The sequence below is a fragment of the Micromonospora salmantinae genome (assembly GCF_022230905.1).
In the GTDB taxonomy this organism is placed as follows: Bacteria; Actinomycetota; Actinomycetes; order Mycobacteriales; family Micromonosporaceae; genus Micromonospora; species Micromonospora salmantinae.
Window position 1 is genome coordinate 16840 of sequence record NZ_JAKKFG010000005.1, and the last position, 15167, is coordinate 32006.

Below are 15167 nucleotides of genomic sequence, written 5' to 3' on the forward strand. Positions count from 1 at the left end.
CATCCGTGCCGGTGGACCCGAGTGATCCTCAGCGGGGCCGGGTGAGCGGCGAATCCGCCAACTCGTGCAACAGCGCGGCCGGGTCGTCGTACACCGCCACGGCACCCGCGCCGGCGAGCTCGCCGCGGCTGGTGCCACCGCAGGTCAGGCCCACACACGGGATGTTCAACTTCCCGGCCGCGGCGACGTCCCACACCGAGTCGCCGACGAAGACCACCCGCTCGGCGGTCAACCCGGACTGCTCCAACGCGGCGACCAGGATGTCCGGTGCCGGCTTGCTCTGCTGGGCGTCCGCGGAGGAGGTGACCGTGTCGATCACGTCGTCGGCGGCCAGCGCCCGACGAAGCGCGCCCACCTCGGGTTCCGAGGCGGAGGTGGCCAGCACGACCCGCAACCCCCGCTCGGCGCAGGCCCGCAACAGGTCGGCCGCCCGGGGTAGCGGCGTGAGCCGTTCCCAGTACTCGGCGTAGAGGGTGTCGTGCGCGTCGCGCAGCTTCGAGTCGGCGTCGCGGTCCCGCTCCGGGCCGAGGAGATGATCCAGGAGCTTGTCCGACCCCATCCCGATCGAACGGTGCACCACCGCCATCGGCACCGGCTGATCGGTCTGGCGTAATGCCTCCCACCAGCTCACCGTGTGCAGGTAGGTGGTGTCGACCAGGGTGCCGTCGACATCGAAGAGGACCCCGGCGGGCCGGTCGGTAGCCATGGGCGTCCTCCTACCCTCGGGCGGCTCAGGGATGCGCGGCCGGCGGCGTGAGGATCTCGAACCAGACCGTGGAGCCCCGGACCGACGGGTCGGTGCCCCAGGCGTCGCTGAGCTCCTCGATCAGGCCGAGGCCGCGCCCGCGACTGCTCAACGTGTCGGTACGGGCCCGGGTCACGGTGCCCCGGGTGCCGGAATCCGCCACCGAGACGAGCAGCCGCTCGGCGCTGAGGTCGATCTCCACCCGGGCGGCCGTGCCGGCGTGCAGCAACGCGTTGGTGGTCAGCTCGCTGGTGCAGAGCACCGCCGCCCCGATCACCGACTCGGGCACCTGCCATTCGGTGAGCTGGCCGGTCAGCCAGTGCCGGACCCGGCTTGGCGCGGTCGGCTCGGCGGGCACCTCCATGCTCGCCGAACGACTCGGTTTGAGCGCGTGCTCGACCGCCAGCACGGCCACGTCGTCCTCCGTGCCACCCGGGACCGCCGCGGTGGCCACCGCGCAGAGCGCGCGGGGGTCGCCGCTGCCGGCCTTGGCAATGGCGTCGCTCAGGGTGGCCAGGCCGGCGCTCAGGCTCTGCCGGCGGCGCTCCACCACCCCGTCGCTGAACAGCAGCAGGGTGTCACCGGGGCGGAACGGGACGGTCGTGGTGCCCGGCCGGCCGCCCAGCCCCAGCGGCGGCCCGGCCGGGACGTCGACGTACTCGGCGTGGAACCGACCATCCGGGTCGCCGCGGCGGATCAACGGCGCGGGGTGACCGGCGCTGGACAGGGTCAGCTCCCGCCGCTCCGCGTCGATCACCCCGAACGCCACTGTGACGAACAGCTCGTGGGTGCCAGCCTCCACGCCGAGGCTGGTCACCAGCCGGTCCAGGCCGCCCAGGACCGCGGCGGGCGTCGGGTCGGCCAGGGCCAGAGCGCGCAGCGCGGCCCGGACCTGCCCCATCCGCGCGGCGGCCTGAACATCGTGCCCGGCGACGTCGCCCAGCACCACGCCGAGCGAGCCGTTGGGCAGCAGAAACGCGTCGTAGAAGTCACCGCCGGCCGCGTTGCCGTCCACGCCCGGGTCGTAGCGGGCCGCGATCCGCAACCGGGGCAGATCCGGCAGGTGCTCCGGCAACATGCTGCGTTGCAGCAGTTGGGCAGTGCCGTGCTGGGTCTCGAACCGGCGGGCCCGCTCGGCGGCCTGGCCGATCAGCTCGGCCGAGGCGGCCAGCAACGCCCGCTCGGCGGGAGACCAGGTGTGCGGAACCTGGTAGCCGACCGCCAGCCCGCCGCGGACCACCGAGGTGCCCAGCGGCAGGGCCGCCATCGCGCGGACCTTCTGGTCGTGGCGGTCCACGGCGGTGTCCCGCAGCGGCTGCCCGTCGCGGGTGAACGACGGGGCGCCGGAGCGGGCCGCCTGCACCACCGGGGCCGACCAGTCCGCCGGCGCGCGCCGCCAGAGCGGGGGAAGCCGCTCGTCGGCCTCGTCCAACAACTCGCCACGGACCCGACGCACCATGCGCCAGCCGCCGCCGCCCTCGTCGACGGCGAACGAGGCCTGGTCGGGGTCGAACGTGGTGATCGCGTACCGCAGCGCCACCCGGGCGACGTCGTCGAGGGTGAGGGTGCCGGCGAGCGCCGCGGCCACCTCGCTGAGGCTCTGCAACTGCTCGGTGACGTGGGTGGTCTCGGCCGCGACCGTCAGCACGCCGACGATCTGCCCGGCGCTGTCGCGCACCGGTGAGTAGCCCCGGGTGAAGACCGCCTGCTCCACCGTCGCGGAGTGCCCACGGACCAGCGGCAGGGTGGACTCCTTCTCCAGGAAGGGCTCGCCCTGCCGGTAGCAGCGCTCGATCACCGCACCGACGCCGGGCAGCGCCCAGATCTCCGCGAACACCTCGGCGGCCGGGCGGCCGAGGGCGCTGGGGTGCTTGGTGCCCAGCAGCTCGGCATAGCCGGCGTTGTAGAGCAGGACGAGATCGTCGCCGTACGCCAGGGCCATCGGCATCGGCGAGGCGAGGACCAACTCCACCACGGCTTGGAGGGCGACGTCCCAGTCGTCGGCCGGGCCCAGCGGGGTGTTGGCCCAGTCGTGGGCGAGCACGCCGACGGCCGGGCCGGACCCGGTGGGTGCGCCCGGGCCCGGAGTTGCTGGCGTGGGGACCCGCCCGACCGTTCCTGGCATGTTCGCAGCCTAGTCGGCCGACCGGAAAAGACATCCGACCACGGCGGCGGGCCGTCGCCGAGTCCGTCGCGGTGGCCGTTCGGGCAGTTCAGGGCCCCTGTCCGGAGGTCTGTCGGGAAAAACGCCGCGCGCTGCGCGGAGTGCCGGACCGGTTGCCGGGTATGCGCCCGGCGCAGTCCATGCGACAGGAGGGACATCATGCTGAAAACCCTCGCGGTCCGGCAGGCCGACATCGGCGATGCCATCGCCGACACCTGGAGGTCGGTGCTGCTCTTCATCCCGAAGGCAGTGGCCTTCATCGTCATCCTCGTGGTCGGCTGGCTCATCGCCAGAGCCGTCCTCAAGATCGTGGATACGGTGCTGGAACGGGTGCGTTTCGACCAGGCGGTCGAACGCGGTGGCATCAAACGGGCCCTGGAGAGAACGAAGTACGACGCCAGCGACATTCTGGCCAGACTGGCGTACTACGCCGTACTGCTGTTCACGCTGCAGTTCGCCTTCGGAGTCTGGGGGCCCAACGCGATCAGTGACCTGATCAGCGGCGTGGTGGCCTGGCTGCCGCGTGCGTTCATCGCGATCGTCATCGTGGTGGTGGCGGCCGCGATCGCCAACGCTGTCCGGGATCTGGTCACCGGGGCGCTGGGAGGGCTCTCGTACGGCAAGGTCCTGGCCGACCTGACGGCGATCTTCATCATCGCGCTCGGTGTGATCGCCGCCCTGAACCAGGTGGGTATCGCCACCACGGTGACCACTCCGGTGCTGATCGCGGTGCTCGCCACGGTGGCCGGCATCCTGATCGTCGGCGTCGGCGGTGGTCTCGTGAAGCCGATGCAGAACCGCTGGGACGGCTGGCTGCAGCGGGCGGCCCAGGAGGCCCGGGCGGTGCAGCAGCAACGTCAGGCCGCGTCGGCCGGGCGTAGCGACGTGGAGCGGCAGATGGCCGACCGCGGGGGTGACCGCACCCAGGCCATGCCTCGGGTGGACGAACCCCAGCAGTACCGCTCGTAGCGGGCGGAACGGCACGACGGGTGGGAGGGTGTTCCGCGTACGACGCGGGGTGCCCTCCCCTCGCGTGTCAGTGCCGGTCGAGTGCGCGAGCCAGCGCGCAGACCGCTACCAGCCGGGTGAGCAGCCACTCCGGGTGGCTCCAGTCCACCGGCCCGCCGGGCGGCGTCCACCCGTGCTCCAGGGCGGCGGCGCGCACCCCCTCGGCGTAGCCGGCGAGCGCCGCGGCGCTCAGCGGCGTGCGGTCCCCGTCGAGGCTGTCCCGGACGGCCGCCGCGTGCTGGTCGACGAGGGCCAGCAGCCCGGGTCGCGCGGCGGCGGCGGCGAGCCCGACAGTGCCCACGGAGACGGTGAGGGCGGCCAGGGTGGACCGCGCCGAGTCGACGGCGGTACGGGAGGCGACCCGGTTGAACGGCACACGCATGGTGACCGAGGCTAACCGACCGGTGACCGTGTCGACCTCGTCCGCTCGGCGGATGTCGGCTGCGCCACTGGGGCGGTCGCCGCTGACCCGGGGGATTGATCCGGCACAGACTGGGCAGCAGGAGAACACCCAGGAATGACGGCACCCGGCACGGAGGCATGGATGGGACAGCAGGCGGACGGACCCGACGAGCGGCACCGGCGGCCGGACGGCGTCAGCGACGCGACGGTCGCCGCGCTCGGCAAGCTCAGCGAGGCGCTGGAGTGTGTGGAGCGGGCCCGGGGGCACCTCTACTCGATGCACCAGTTGATCGGCCACGCCGACCTGATGCTCGACGACGCGGTGGAGCAGTTTCGCGCCGCCGGGCATCCGCACCTCGCCGACCGGATCGCCACGGAGCTGCGCGGTCGCAACGTCATCGCCGGACGGTGGACGTTTCAGATCGTCGAGGACTTCGACGACGGCTACCACGCGCTGTTCCGGGAGTTGGACCAGCAGGCCCGCGACGAGTTGGTGGGTGGGCGGCGCCACCTCTACGAGGCCGAGATGAAGGAACGCCGCCGGAGCCGGGGCCGGCCGGGCCACGAGGCCCGGCCGGGCGGCGGAGGCTAGTCGCTTGTCGCGTCGGCCGGGCGACGCCGTGCCGCGTCGTCAGCGATGATCACGGTGGCCACCATCAACGCGACGCACAGGCTGAACAGCCACGACTCGTCGGCGACGAGCCAGGCGGACACGGGTGCCTGAAGCGCGGCGAGCAGGAAGCCGAGCCAGGCGAGTTTGCGCTGACGCGTGGAGAGGATTCCGGAGCCTTGATGCATCCCGAAATTCTTACGCGAACCGGCCGGCTTGCCGTCCACCGATCGGCCGATTCTGGATGAGCTGTCCGTTTTCTCGACCGTACGGACACGACTTCTTCACGCCGCGAGCGATCGGGTGCCGACGGCGCTAGGGTGCCCCTGCGGCAGGATGGTGTCTCGTGTCCACCGCGCCCGCGCGTCCCCGCGCCGCACTGCTCCTGCTGTCCTACCTCGCGTTCGTCAGTCTCGGCCTGCCCGACGGCCTGCTCGGCGTCAGCTGGCCTTCGATCCGGGGCGACTTCGACGTACCGACCGAGGCCGTCGGGTGGGTGCTCACCGCCGGCACCGTCGGCTATCTCACCTCCAGCGTGCTGGCCGGCTTCACGCTGGCCCGGGTCGGCGTGGGCGCCCTGCTCGCCGGCAGCACCCTGCTGGCCAGCCTGGCCCTGACCGGTTACTCGGTGAGCCCCGTGCTGGCGGTGCTGGTGGGCTGTGCGCTGCTGCTCGGGCTCGGCTCCGGCGCTGTCGACTCCGGGCTCAACGCGTACGCCGCCGGGGCCTTCGGGCCCCGCCACATGAACTGGTTGCACGCCTTCTTCGGCCTCGGCGTGGCCATCGGTCCGCTGATCATGACCGCGGTGCTGAGCGCCGGGCTCGCCTGGCGCTGGGGGTACGGCATCGTGGCCGCCGCTCAACTCGTCCTCGCCGCCGCGTTCGCGCTCACCGTTCGGGCCTGGCGCCGTGCCGCGCCGGCCGGCACCGAGGCGGGTGCGGCTGTCCAGGGCGTGCCCGCCGCCACGGATTCCGGGCCGGCGTCGACAGTCCAGGTTCCGGTTCGGGACACGCTGCGGCTGCCGGCGGTCTGGTCGGGGACGCTCGCCTTCGTGCTGTACGTGGCGATCGAGGTGTCCGCCGGGCTGTGGGCGTTCCTGCTGCTGACCGAGGGGCGCGGGCTCAGTGCGGCGTTGGCCGGCGGCTGCGTCTCCGCGTACTGGGGCAGTCTGTTCGTCGGTCGGGTCGTGCAGGGTCTGGTGGCCGAGCGCCTGGGAGCGGGGTTGGTGTTGCGCGCGAGCCTGGCCGGAATTGCCGTCGGCGCGGCCCTGATCGCCGTTCCCGGGCCGGCCGTCCTGGCGGTGCTCGGCCTGGTCGTTGTCGGGTTCGCCGCCGCACCGGTTTTTCCGCTGCTCACCCTCACCACCGCCGACCGGGTCGGCGCGGCGCACGCGGACCGCGCCATCGGCCTCCAGATCGGTGCCGCAGGGGTCGGCGCGGCGCTCGTCCCGGCCGGGCTGGGCGTGCTGATCGGCAACACGTCGGTGCAGGTGCTGGGCTCGGCCCTGCTGGTGCTCGCGCTGGCGCTGATCGCGCTCTACGAGTGGGGCGCGCGCCGGCCGGCTGCCGGACCTCCCGTGCCGGCGGTGCCCGCCCAGCCCGGAAGCGATCCTCAGACGTCGGGCCCGGTACGGCCGGTGGTGGACGGGCGGTAGGCGCGCTGCGGGTCGGTGTCCTCCCGGCTGTTGCCCCGGACCGCACCGTCTCGGTCCGACGCGGCCGGTCCGTGCCCGAACGCGGCCTCCTCGCCGGCGTCGTTACCCGTCACGTCGTCGGCCTGCCCGTCGAGGCTGGAGCCCGACACCGCGCGCTCCAACTCCTCCAACGGAAGCCGCTCCTCGTCCCGCCACACCCTGATGTTGTCGTCGGTCATACCTTCAGCCGTACCCGGGCGTGATGATCGCAAACGGGCTCGGATACGGCGATGGCCGCCGGGATTCCGGCGGCCATCGCAGGTCACTGCGCACTGTCACGGCTGCGGACGGTCCACCTGCCCGCGCCAGGCGCCGGTCTCCTGACCACGCCGCTCGATGTAGGTCTTGAACCGCTCCAGGTCGCCCTTGGCCCGTCGGTCGACGATGCCGAGCTTGTCGCCGGCCTGCTCGACCACGCCGTGCGGCTCGAACTCGAGCTGCAGGGTGACCCGGGTCTTGTCCTCGTCGAGCCGGTGGAAGGTCACCACGCCGGCTTGCTGGGTGCCGCCGGTCGAGCGCCAGGCGACCCGCTCGTCGGGGAGCTGTTCGGTGATCTCGGCGTCGAACTCGCGCTTCACCCCGGCGATGTCCACCGTCCAGTGCGTCATCGTGTCGGAGAGCTGCCGGACCTCCTGCACACCCTCCATGAACTCGGGGAACTCCTCGAACTGCGTCCACTGGTCGTACGCGGTGCGTACGGGTACGGACACGTCCACATGTTCGGTAACGCCACTCATCGGGGAACCTCCTTCAGCCGCCGGTGGATTGCCGGATCGGGGGCGATCCTGGTCACCAGCGAGTTGTCTCGTTCTTGTTGCCCAGCGCCGCCCACACCTCGGAGACCGTCTGGTAGACGGTGCCCTCGGGCAGCCGTTCCAGCGCCGCCACGATGTCGTCCGGCGCCTCGTTCTCACGGGCGCTGGCAATGAGCACCAGACGGTCACCCGGCAGCGCGCTCATCGAGATGAACCGGCCGAGCCGGCTGCGCTGCTCGACGTCCGTAGAGCTCATGCCCTGCGGGGTGCCGGTGCGCAGGTCGCCGGCCGGGGCGGTGGTCGTCTCCGGCTGGTCCTCGCCAGCCGGTTCCGGCACCCGCGACTCGTCGACCCGAGAGCCACCGGTCCCCGGCCCCTGTACGAGACCGCTGACCTCCTGACTCATCTGTTCGTCGATCCTCGGTCCGTGCTTGCTGTTGCCACGCTCCATGCCTTCTGCGCTACCCGGCACCCCACCCGATAAACCGGCACCGGGCCACGAACCGGCCCTCGGCCCGGCGGCGAACCGGACACCGCGGCCGAACGGGGCTCACTCGTCGGCGGGCTTGCGGGGCGGTAGCACCGGCTCGTCCGGGTCCGGGTCGCCGGCCTGCAACTGCCGCCCGCGTTGCACCTCGGAGTTGATCTGCACACCCAGCATCAGCGCCGAGTTGGACAGGTAGAGCCAGACCAGGAACGCGATGGCCGCCCCGAGGCTGCCGTAGGTGGTGTTGTACGAGCCGAAGTTGGCCACGTAGAGGCCGAAGCCGAAGGAGGCCGCCGCCCAGGAGATCAGGGCCACCGCGCCGCCCGGCGTGAGCCAGCGGAACCGGGGCTGGCGCACGTTCGGCGCGATCCAGAACAGCAGGGACAGCAGCACCATCATGATCATGGCGAGGACCGGCCACTTCGCCACGCTCCACGTCGTGCGGGCCAGGCCGCCGGCGTTGATCAGGTCGCCGACCGCATCGGTGACCGGCCCACTGACGATCAGGCCGAGGGCGACCACCGCGAGCAGCACCAGGGTGACCGCCGCCAGGCAGATCTGTAGCGGCCGAAGCTTCCACACCGGTCGGCCCTCGGTCACCCCGTAGACGGCATTGGAGGCGCGGGTGAACGCGCCGATGAAACCCGACGCGGACCACAGCGCGCCGAGCAGGCCGAAGCTCAGCAGCAGCTTGGGGTTGCTCTGGTCGAGCACCACGGTCCGGATCACCCCGACCACGCCGCCCTCGTCGTTCGTCAGCACCGAACCGGCGCCCACCTGGTTGGCCAGGTCGACCACCGTGTCGAGGGTCCGCTCCCCGTCGGAGACCAGACCGACCAGCGCCACCACCACGATGGCGGACGGAAAGAGCGCCAGCACCCCGTAGTAGGTCAGCGCGGCAGCCCAGTCGGCGCAGTTGTCGTTGACGAAGTTCTGCACGCTGCGGACCAGCACCCCGCGCCAGGTCCGCCAGCTCAACTGCCGCATCCGTCGGGGCACCCGGGTGCCCGGTGTGCCGTCGAGCGTCGTACCGGGCTCCGTGGTCGTCATGCCCGCTCCCTGCGCCCCGGCCACCGGATGACCGGTCGTCCGGTCTGGCCTGGCCCGGCGGTACCCGGATGGTGAAATCGACAAACCCACCCGCTGCCTGGCCGGCGTCGCTATGGTTTGCCGCCCGGTCACCGGGGAACCGACACAGTGACAGTGTCGACACGGAGGAGGACGAGATGCCCGGGCGCGAAGACCTGCCCAGCACGCTGCGACGCTCCCCGGAGAAGGCGCAGCGCACCTGGGAGAAGACGCACGACTCGGCAGTCGAGACCTACGGCGAGGGGGAGCGGTCGCACCGTACCGCCTTCGCCGCCGTGAAACATCAGTTCGAGAAGGTGGGCGACCACTGGGAGCCGAAGGGCCGCAAGGGCCCCAGCGACCAGCAGGCCGCCGGTGGCGGGCCGGAGCGACGGGCTCCCACCGCTGGTGGCGTGGACGCCAACGCCACAAAGGACCACCTGATGTCGGTGGCCCGCAAACTCGACGTGCCCGGGCGGTCCAGCATGACCAAACCGGAGCTGGTCACGGCCATCGAGAAGGCCAACGACCGCGCCACCCGCAAGGCCCGCGGCGACTGACCGCTGCCGCACCGGAGCACAACCGACGCGGTACGGGCGGGCGCGCCACCCCTGCGTCCGCCCGCGCCGTTCACCAATGCCCGCCTCCCGGCGCCTCGATGTGCACCGCCTTCGTGGCGGTGAACTCGTCCAGCAACTCCGGGCCGTACCCGAAGCCCTGCCCGCTGCCCCGGCGCGGATGCGCGGCACCCCCCGGCGCCCCCCCGAACACCGCGTTGACCTTGACCGTGCCTACCGGCAGCTCCCGCCACGCCCGCTGCGCGTGACTCATCGACGAGGTCAACACCGTGGCGGCCAGCCCGTACGGGGAGTCCGCAGCGCAGCGCAGCGCCTCGTCGAACGAGTCGACGACCACCACCGGGGCGACCGGCCCGAAGGTCTCCTCCCGCACCAGCGGCATGTCGTGGCGGCAGTCGGTGACAACGGTGGCCGGGTAGAACGCCCCCGGCCCGTCCGGCACCTCGCCGCCCACCCGAATCCGCGCGCCGTCCGCCACCGCGGCCGCCACCTGCCCGTGCACGTGGTCCCGGTGCCGCCGGTCGACCAGCGGGCCCAGCTCGGTGCCCGAGTCCCGACCCGGCCCGATCCGCAGCGCTCCGGCGCGCCTCACCAGCGCTGCCACGAAGTCGTCGGCCACCTCCCGGTGCACGTAGAGCCGCTCCACCGCCACGCAGATCTGCCCGGCGTTGGCGAACGCGCCCAGCGCGGCCTGCTCCGCCGCCCACTCCGGGTCCACGCCCGCGTCCACGATCAACGGGTCACTGCCGCCGTTCTCGAGGAGCACCTTCGCGCCGGTCCGGGCCGCCGCGGCGGCGATCGCCCGCCCGGTCGCTGTGGAACCCACGTGGGCCACCACGTCGACGTCCTGCGCCGCCAGCGCCGCACCCACCTCCGGGCCGCCGGTGAGCAGCGACAACACCCCGGCCGGCAGCGCCTGGTCCAGTGCCCGGGCCAGCAGCCAACCCGTCGCCGGTGTCCGTTCGCTCGGCTTGTAGAGCACCACGTTCCCGGTCACCAGGGCGGCGCCGAGCAGTCCACAGGAGACCGCCACCGGGTCGTTCCAGGGGGTGATCGCCGCGACCACCCCGCGAGGCTGCGGGGTCAGGAAGTCCAGCGCGTCGGTCTCGCCGTTCAGCGTGCGCCCGCCGCGCAGCGGCGCCAGTTCCGCATACTGTCGCAGGGTGCCGATTCCCGCCTCGACGCCGCCGCGCGCGTCCGCCAACGGCTTGCCCATCTCCGCGGTGACCGCCGCCGCCAACTCCTCGACGACCGCCTCCACCGCGTCCGCGGCCCGGTGCAGCGCCGCCGCCCGTTCCGCCGGCGCGGTCGCCGCCCACTGGGACGCCGCGTTGCGGGCCGCCTGGGTCGCCTTGCCCACCTCGTCGGCAGTGGCCACCGGCACCGTGCTCACCGGCGCGTCGTCCGCCGGATCACGCACGACCAGTTCGCCGCCGTCGCCGCCCGCACCCCACACCCCGCCCACCAGCTGCGCAACCGTGTACATGCGGCGTTGGATGCCCCGGCCTCGACGAGGCAAACGCGTTTCGCCCGGTTGCGCGCCGGGTAGGCGGATCCGATGACAACCACCACCGCGCAGAGCGCGGACGCCGTCGTCGTCGGCGCCGGGCACAACGGCCTGGTGGCGGCCAACCTGCTGGCCGACGCCGGCTGGGACGTGGTGGTGCTGGAGGCGACAGCGGTGCCCGGCGGCGCCGTCCGCTCCGCCGAGGTCACCGCGCCCGGCTACCTGAGCGACCTCTACAGCTCGTTCTACCCCCTCGGGTACGCCTCACCGGTGCTGGGCGGCCTGGACCTGGGCCGACACGGGCTGTCCTGGCGGCACTCGCCGGACGTGCTGGCGCACCTGCTGCCGGACGGTCGAGCCGCGGTGATCAATCGGGATCCGGACGTCACGGCCGCCTCGCTGGAGCAGTTCGCCCCCGGCGACGGTAAGCGCTGGCTCAACGCGTACACCGACTGGCTCGACGTGGCCGAGCCGATGCTGGAGGCGATCACCTCGCCGTTCCCGCCGGTGCGCGGTGGGCTGGGCCTGCTGCGTCGGTTGCGCGTCGCCGGTGCGCTGCGACTCGCGCGCCGGCTCGTGGTACCGGTCCGCAAACTTGGCGACGAACTCTTCGACGGTCCCGGCGGGCCGGCCCTGCTGGCCGGCTGCGCCCTGCACACCGACCTCTCCCCGGAGGAGGCCGGCTCCGGGGTGTACGGCTGGCTGCTGGCCATGCTCGGCCAGCAGGTCGGCTGGCCGGTGCCCGACGGCGGCGCGCAGCAGATCACCAACGCGCTGGTGGATCGGCTACAGGGGCGCGGCGGGACGATCATCTACGGTGCCCGGGCCGACCGGGTGCTCACCGCCCGGGGCCGGGCGATGGGGGTCCGGACCGTCGGCGGCGCGCTGTGGCGGGCCCGGCGGGCCGTGCTCGCCGACGTGCCGGCGCCGGCGCTCTACCTCGACCTGGTCGGCGCGGCGGCGCTGCCGTCCCGGCTCGTGGAGGACCTGGCGCACTTCCGGTGGGACGGCTCCACGCTGAAGGTGGACTGGGCGCTCTCCGCGCCGGTGCCCTGGACGAACCGGCAGTTGGCCGGGGCCGGCACCGTGCACCTCGGCGCGGACCTGAACGGGCTCACCCACTACGCCAGTGAGCTGGCCCGTGGCGAGCTGCCCCGCGACCCGTTCCTGCTGGTCGGGCAGATGTCGGTGGCGGACCCGAGTCACTCCCCGCCGGGCACCGAGTCGCTCTGGTCGTACACCCATCTGCCGTTCCGGCGGAACTGGCGGGCCGAGGAGGTCGCCGGGCACGTGCAGCGGATGGAGGACGTGCTGGAGGCGGCGGCCCCGGGTTTCCGAAGCCTGATCGTGGGCCGACACGTGGCCGGACCGGCCGACCTGGAGAAGGGCAACCCGAGCCTGGTCGGTGGCACGCTCGGCGGCGGGACCGCCGCGGCGTACCAGCAGCTCTTCCTGCGTCCGATCCCTGGCCTGGGCCGGGCGGACACCCCGGTGGACCGGCTCTTCGTGGCCAGCGCGTCGGCGCACCCCGGTGGCGGCGTGCACGGCTCACCGGGCGCGAACGCGGCCCGCGCCGCGCTGGCCCGTGACCGCGCGCTCACCGGCCGCGCCTACGCCGCAGCCATCTCCACCGCCCACCGCGCCATCTACCCCGACTAACCGCCCGGCCCTCCACCTCGCTGTTAGCGGGTGATGTTGCGGTGTTTGCTGCGGAGACGGAAGGGCATGAGCGCGCTCTCCACCTTGGTCGCGGTGGTCATCTTGGAGACGCCGTCGCGCCGCTCCTCGAAGCGGATCGGCACCTCCAGGATGGTGTGCCCCAGCTTGGTCGCGAGGTAGTGCATCTCCACCTGGAAGCTGTAGCCGTTGGACTGCACCCGCTCCAGGTCGATGTCGCGCAGGGCTTCGGCCTGCCAGATCTTGAAGCCGGCGGTGAGGTCCCGGATGCGTACCCGCAGCAGGGTGTGCACGTAGAGGTTGGCCCAGCCGCTGAGCGCCCGGCGGTAGAGCGGCCAGTTCTCGTCCAGCTCGCCGCCGGGCACGTACCGGGAACCGATCACCACGCTGGCCTGGGTGGAGAGCAGCGCGCCGAGCATCCCCGGCAGCGCCTCGGGCGGGTGCGAGAGGTCGGCGTCCATCTGCGCCACGTACTCGGCGCCGCCCTCGATCGCCCGGGTCATCCCGTCCACGTACGCCCGGCCGAGGCCCTCCTTGCCGGCGCGGTGCACGACCTCGACCCGGTCGGGGTGCTCGATGGCCAGCTTGTCGGCCACCTCCCCGGTGCCGTCGGGGGAGTTGTCGTCGGCGACGAGGATGCGCAGCCCCGGCAGTGGCAGCGCGAGCAGTCGCTCGACCAGCGTCGGGAGGTTGCCCGCCTCGTTGTACGTGGGCACGACGACGGTCAGGCGTGCGTCCCGCCACGGCGACGGCAACTGCACCGGCTTGATCATGTCGGTCATCCTCGGTTTGCGGACAAGGGTCATGGAAAGGGTATCTAGTTCCCGGATTCGGTCCGAGGGAGGCACCCCTTCCGGGCGTTGCGAACCCTCGTCGCTACCGCGCGCGGGCGTTGAAGCCCTGGTCAGAGGCTTGTTTTGGTCAGCGCCGACGGCGAGCGACAGCGCTGAGGGCGAGCGCCGCGACGGCGAGCGCGACACCGGAGAGCGCCGGTTTGTGCGTGCCGACCCAGAGCGCCGCGGAACGGTCATGCGCCTGTTCGCGGAACACCCCGGTGGTGCCCCGGTCCGTGTCCGCATCGCCGGGGTGATCCAGATTGTCCCGCCAGGTCGCTGGATCGATCTTCTCGCCGGTCTGCTGGCTGTCGTAGCCGTCGCGCGCGAGTTTCCGGTCCAGCAGGCCGGGGAACAGGGCGTCGCCCACCCGGGCCCGCCAGGTCGGGCCACCCACGTTCAGCTCCCTGGTGCCGCGGTCGGCGGCCCAGACGATGGCTCGGGCGGCCAGCTCCGGAGTGAAGATCGGCGGCACCGGCTGCGGATGCCGGGGGAGCCGGGTGCGGACCCAGGAGAACTGCGGCGTGTTGACCGCCGGCAGCTGCACCATCGACAACTTCACCCCCGGGCAGTCGTGCAGCAGCTCGGCGCGCAGCGAGTCGTTGAACCCCTGGACGGCGTGCTTGCTCGCGCAGTACGCCGACTGGAGTGGGATCCCCCGGTAGGCCAACGCCGAGCCCACCTGCACGATCGTGCCCCGCCCGTGCGCCCGCATGTGCCGCAGCGCGGCGAGGGTGCCGTGCACAGTGCCCAGGTAGGTGACCTCGGTGACCCGACGGAACTCACGCGCCGGAATCTCCCACGCCGGCGCGAACACCGACGCCATCGCGTTGTTGATCCACACGTCGATGCCGCCCCAGCGGTGCACCACGTCGTCGGCGGCCTGCTGCACCGCGCCCGCGTCGGCCACGTCGACCCGGTACACCCGCACCTCGGTCGCGCCGCGCAGTCGGCACTCCCGCTCGGCGGCGGCCAGACCCGCCTCGCCCCGAGCCAGCAGCGCCAGCCGGGCGCCGCGCGCCGCGTACGCGTGGGCGACGGCCCGGCCCACGCCGGCGCTCGCGCCGGTCACCACGACGGTCCGGGTCACGGTGACCCCTTCTGTCGGGTGGCGATGTCGGAGAGGCGGGCCAGCGTCTCCCGGTTACGCCGGTGCAGCACCAGATCGTTGATCTTGTTGTGGACCCACCGCAGCGGGCCCGCCGCGAAGTCCTCGCCGAGGCGTACCCGGGTGGCGCCGTCGCCCACCGGCTCCAGGGTGAAGGCCACTATCGCCTCGCCCGCCGGCCAGAGCCCGGCCTTGAGCACGAGCCGGTGCGGCGGCTCGCAGACCAGCACCGTCGAGGCGTCCTGCAAGGAGAGCGGCCACGGCCCGGCACGGTGGTGCAGTTGGCTGCCCACCCGGGGCCAGGTGTCGTCCACGTCCCGCACGTGCGCAGTGCCGACCACCCAGTCGCTGTACGTCCATCCGTCCGCGAGCACGTCGAACACCTGCTGCGGGGAAGCGTCTATCACTTTCTCCACAATCGCCACCGGGATCCCATACCCGGAGCACGGCACTGGCTAACAGTTGACCGGGTTAGCTTCTCTCGAACGGCGGGTAAGGCCGACCCGGGGCACCGCTGGCGGCGCTGGCCCAC

At 72.7% G+C, this 15167-nt stretch carries 17 protein-coding genes; 5 read left to right on the plus strand and 12 right to left on the minus strand.

Annotation, left to right across the window (positions count from 1 at the left end; all coding sequences use genetic code 11):
• Positions 1–28: 28 nt before the first annotated feature.
• Both PSH03_RS05425 and PSH03_RS05430 read right to left on the minus strand, forming a co-directional pair.
• Complete coding sequence (locus tag PSH03_RS05425; protein ID WP_238688453.1) at positions 29–706, minus strand: HAD family hydrolase; 678 nt, start codon at positions 704–706, stop codon at positions 29–31.
• 25 nt (positions 707–731) lie between these two features.
• Complete coding sequence (locus PSH03_RS05430; RefSeq protein ID WP_238688454.1) at positions 732–2870, minus strand: ATP-binding SpoIIE family protein phosphatase; 2139 nt, start codon at positions 2868–2870, stop codon at positions 732–734.
• 198 nt (positions 2871–3068) lie between these two features.
• On the opposite strand from PSH03_RS05430, the gene PSH03_RS05435 reads away from it, so the two are divergent.
• Positions 3069–3878, plus strand: a complete 810-nt coding sequence (locus PSH03_RS05435; RefSeq protein WP_210787353.1) for a mechanosensitive ion channel family protein — start codon at positions 3069–3071, stop codon at positions 3876–3878.
• 67 nt (positions 3879–3945) lie between these two features.
• Here PSH03_RS05435 and PSH03_RS05440 read toward each other — a convergent pair whose 3' ends face one another.
• A complete protein-coding gene (locus tag PSH03_RS05440; protein WP_238688455.1) occupies positions 3946–4299 on the minus strand; it encodes a DUF6401 family natural product biosynthesis protein in 354 nt (117 codons plus the stop codon).
• A 162-nt stretch (positions 4300–4461) separates the two neighbouring features.
• On the opposite strand from PSH03_RS05440, the gene PSH03_RS05445 reads away from it, so the two are divergent.
• Entirely contained in the window at positions 4462–4911 is a 450-nt protein-coding gene (locus tag PSH03_RS05445) for a hypothetical protein (RefSeq protein WP_238688456.1), read from the plus strand.
• Here the strand turns inward: PSH03_RS05445 and PSH03_RS05450 are convergent.
• On the minus strand, positions 4908–5117 hold the full coding sequence (locus PSH03_RS05450; protein WP_210787345.1) for a hypothetical protein: 210 nt from the start codon (positions 5115–5117) through the stop codon (positions 4908–4910). The two genes, PSH03_RS05445 and PSH03_RS05450, sit on opposite strands and share 4 nt — an antisense overlap.
• A gap of 158 nt (positions 5118–5275) precedes the next feature.
• Here PSH03_RS05450 and PSH03_RS05455 point away from each other — a divergent pair, with 158 nt between their 5' ends.
• Complete coding sequence (locus PSH03_RS05455; protein WP_238688457.1) at positions 5276–6583, plus strand: MFS transporter; 1308 nt, start codon at positions 5276–5278, stop codon at positions 6581–6583.
• Here the strand turns inward: PSH03_RS05455 and PSH03_RS05460 are convergent.
• The 4 genes from PSH03_RS05460 to PSH03_RS05475 form a co-directional block, all read right to left on the minus strand.
• The gene (locus PSH03_RS05460) at positions 6541–6801 is read right to left on the minus strand and encodes a hypothetical protein (protein ID WP_238688458.1); all 261 of its coding nucleotides are present in this window, start codon (positions 6799–6801) and stop codon (positions 6541–6543) included. The two genes, PSH03_RS05455 and PSH03_RS05460, sit on opposite strands and share 43 nt — an antisense overlap.
• 96 nt (positions 6802–6897) lie before the next feature.
• Positions 6898–7359 (minus strand): SRPBCC family protein, encoded by a 462-nt coding sequence (locus PSH03_RS05465; RefSeq protein WP_030334984.1) that lies wholly within the window; start codon positions 7357–7359, stop codon positions 6898–6900.
• 52 nt (positions 7360–7411) lie between these two features.
• Complete coding sequence (locus PSH03_RS05470; protein WP_088947320.1) at positions 7412–7828, minus strand: DUF2795 domain-containing protein; 417 nt, start codon at positions 7826–7828, stop codon at positions 7412–7414.
• A gap of 99 nt (positions 7829–7927) precedes the next feature.
• Positions 7928–8914, minus strand: coding sequence for a YihY/virulence factor BrkB family protein (locus tag PSH03_RS05475; protein WP_238688459.1), 987 nt, complete (start codon positions 8912–8914; stop codon positions 7928–7930).
• Between the two features lie 176 nt (positions 8915–9090).
• On the opposite strand from PSH03_RS05475, the gene PSH03_RS05480 reads away from it, so the two are divergent.
• Positions 9091–9492 (plus strand): ChaB family protein, encoded by a 402-nt coding sequence (locus tag PSH03_RS05480; protein WP_210785235.1) that lies wholly within the window; start codon positions 9091–9093, stop codon positions 9490–9492.
• Positions 9493–9562: 70 nt separating this feature from the next.
• Here the strand turns inward: PSH03_RS05480 and PSH03_RS05485 are convergent, their stop codons facing one another.
• Positions 9563–10996: an aldehyde dehydrogenase family protein gene (locus tag PSH03_RS05485; RefSeq protein WP_238688460.1), complete on the minus strand. Its 1434-nt coding sequence runs from the start codon at positions 10994–10996 to the stop codon at positions 9563–9565.
• 72 nt (positions 10997–11068) lie between these two features.
• Between PSH03_RS05485 and PSH03_RS05490 the strand changes: the two genes are divergently transcribed.
• Positions 11069–12676, plus strand: coding sequence for a phytoene desaturase family protein (locus tag PSH03_RS05490; protein ID WP_238688461.1), 1608 nt, complete (start codon positions 11069–11071; stop codon positions 12674–12676).
• A 23-nt stretch (positions 12677–12699) separates the two neighbouring features.
• On the opposite strand, the gene PSH03_RS05495 is transcribed toward PSH03_RS05490, so the two are convergent.
• The 3 genes from PSH03_RS05495 to PSH03_RS05505 form a co-directional block, all read right to left on the minus strand.
• Positions 12700–13467: a polyprenol monophosphomannose synthase gene (locus PSH03_RS05495; RefSeq protein ID WP_210785233.1), complete on the minus strand. Its 768-nt coding sequence runs from the start codon at positions 13465–13467 to the stop codon at positions 12700–12702.
• A 148-nt stretch (positions 13468–13615) separates the two neighbouring features.
• Positions 13616–14617, minus strand: coding sequence for an SDR family oxidoreductase (locus PSH03_RS05500; protein ID WP_238688462.1), 1002 nt, complete (start codon positions 14615–14617; stop codon positions 13616–13618).
• Positions 14614–15042: an SRPBCC family protein gene (locus tag PSH03_RS05505; RefSeq protein WP_307850602.1), complete on the minus strand. Its 429-nt coding sequence runs from the start codon at positions 15040–15042 to the stop codon at positions 14614–14616. The genes PSH03_RS05500 and PSH03_RS05505 overlap by 4 nt, the downstream gene beginning before the upstream one ends.
• Positions 15043–15167 lie beyond the last annotated feature (125 nt).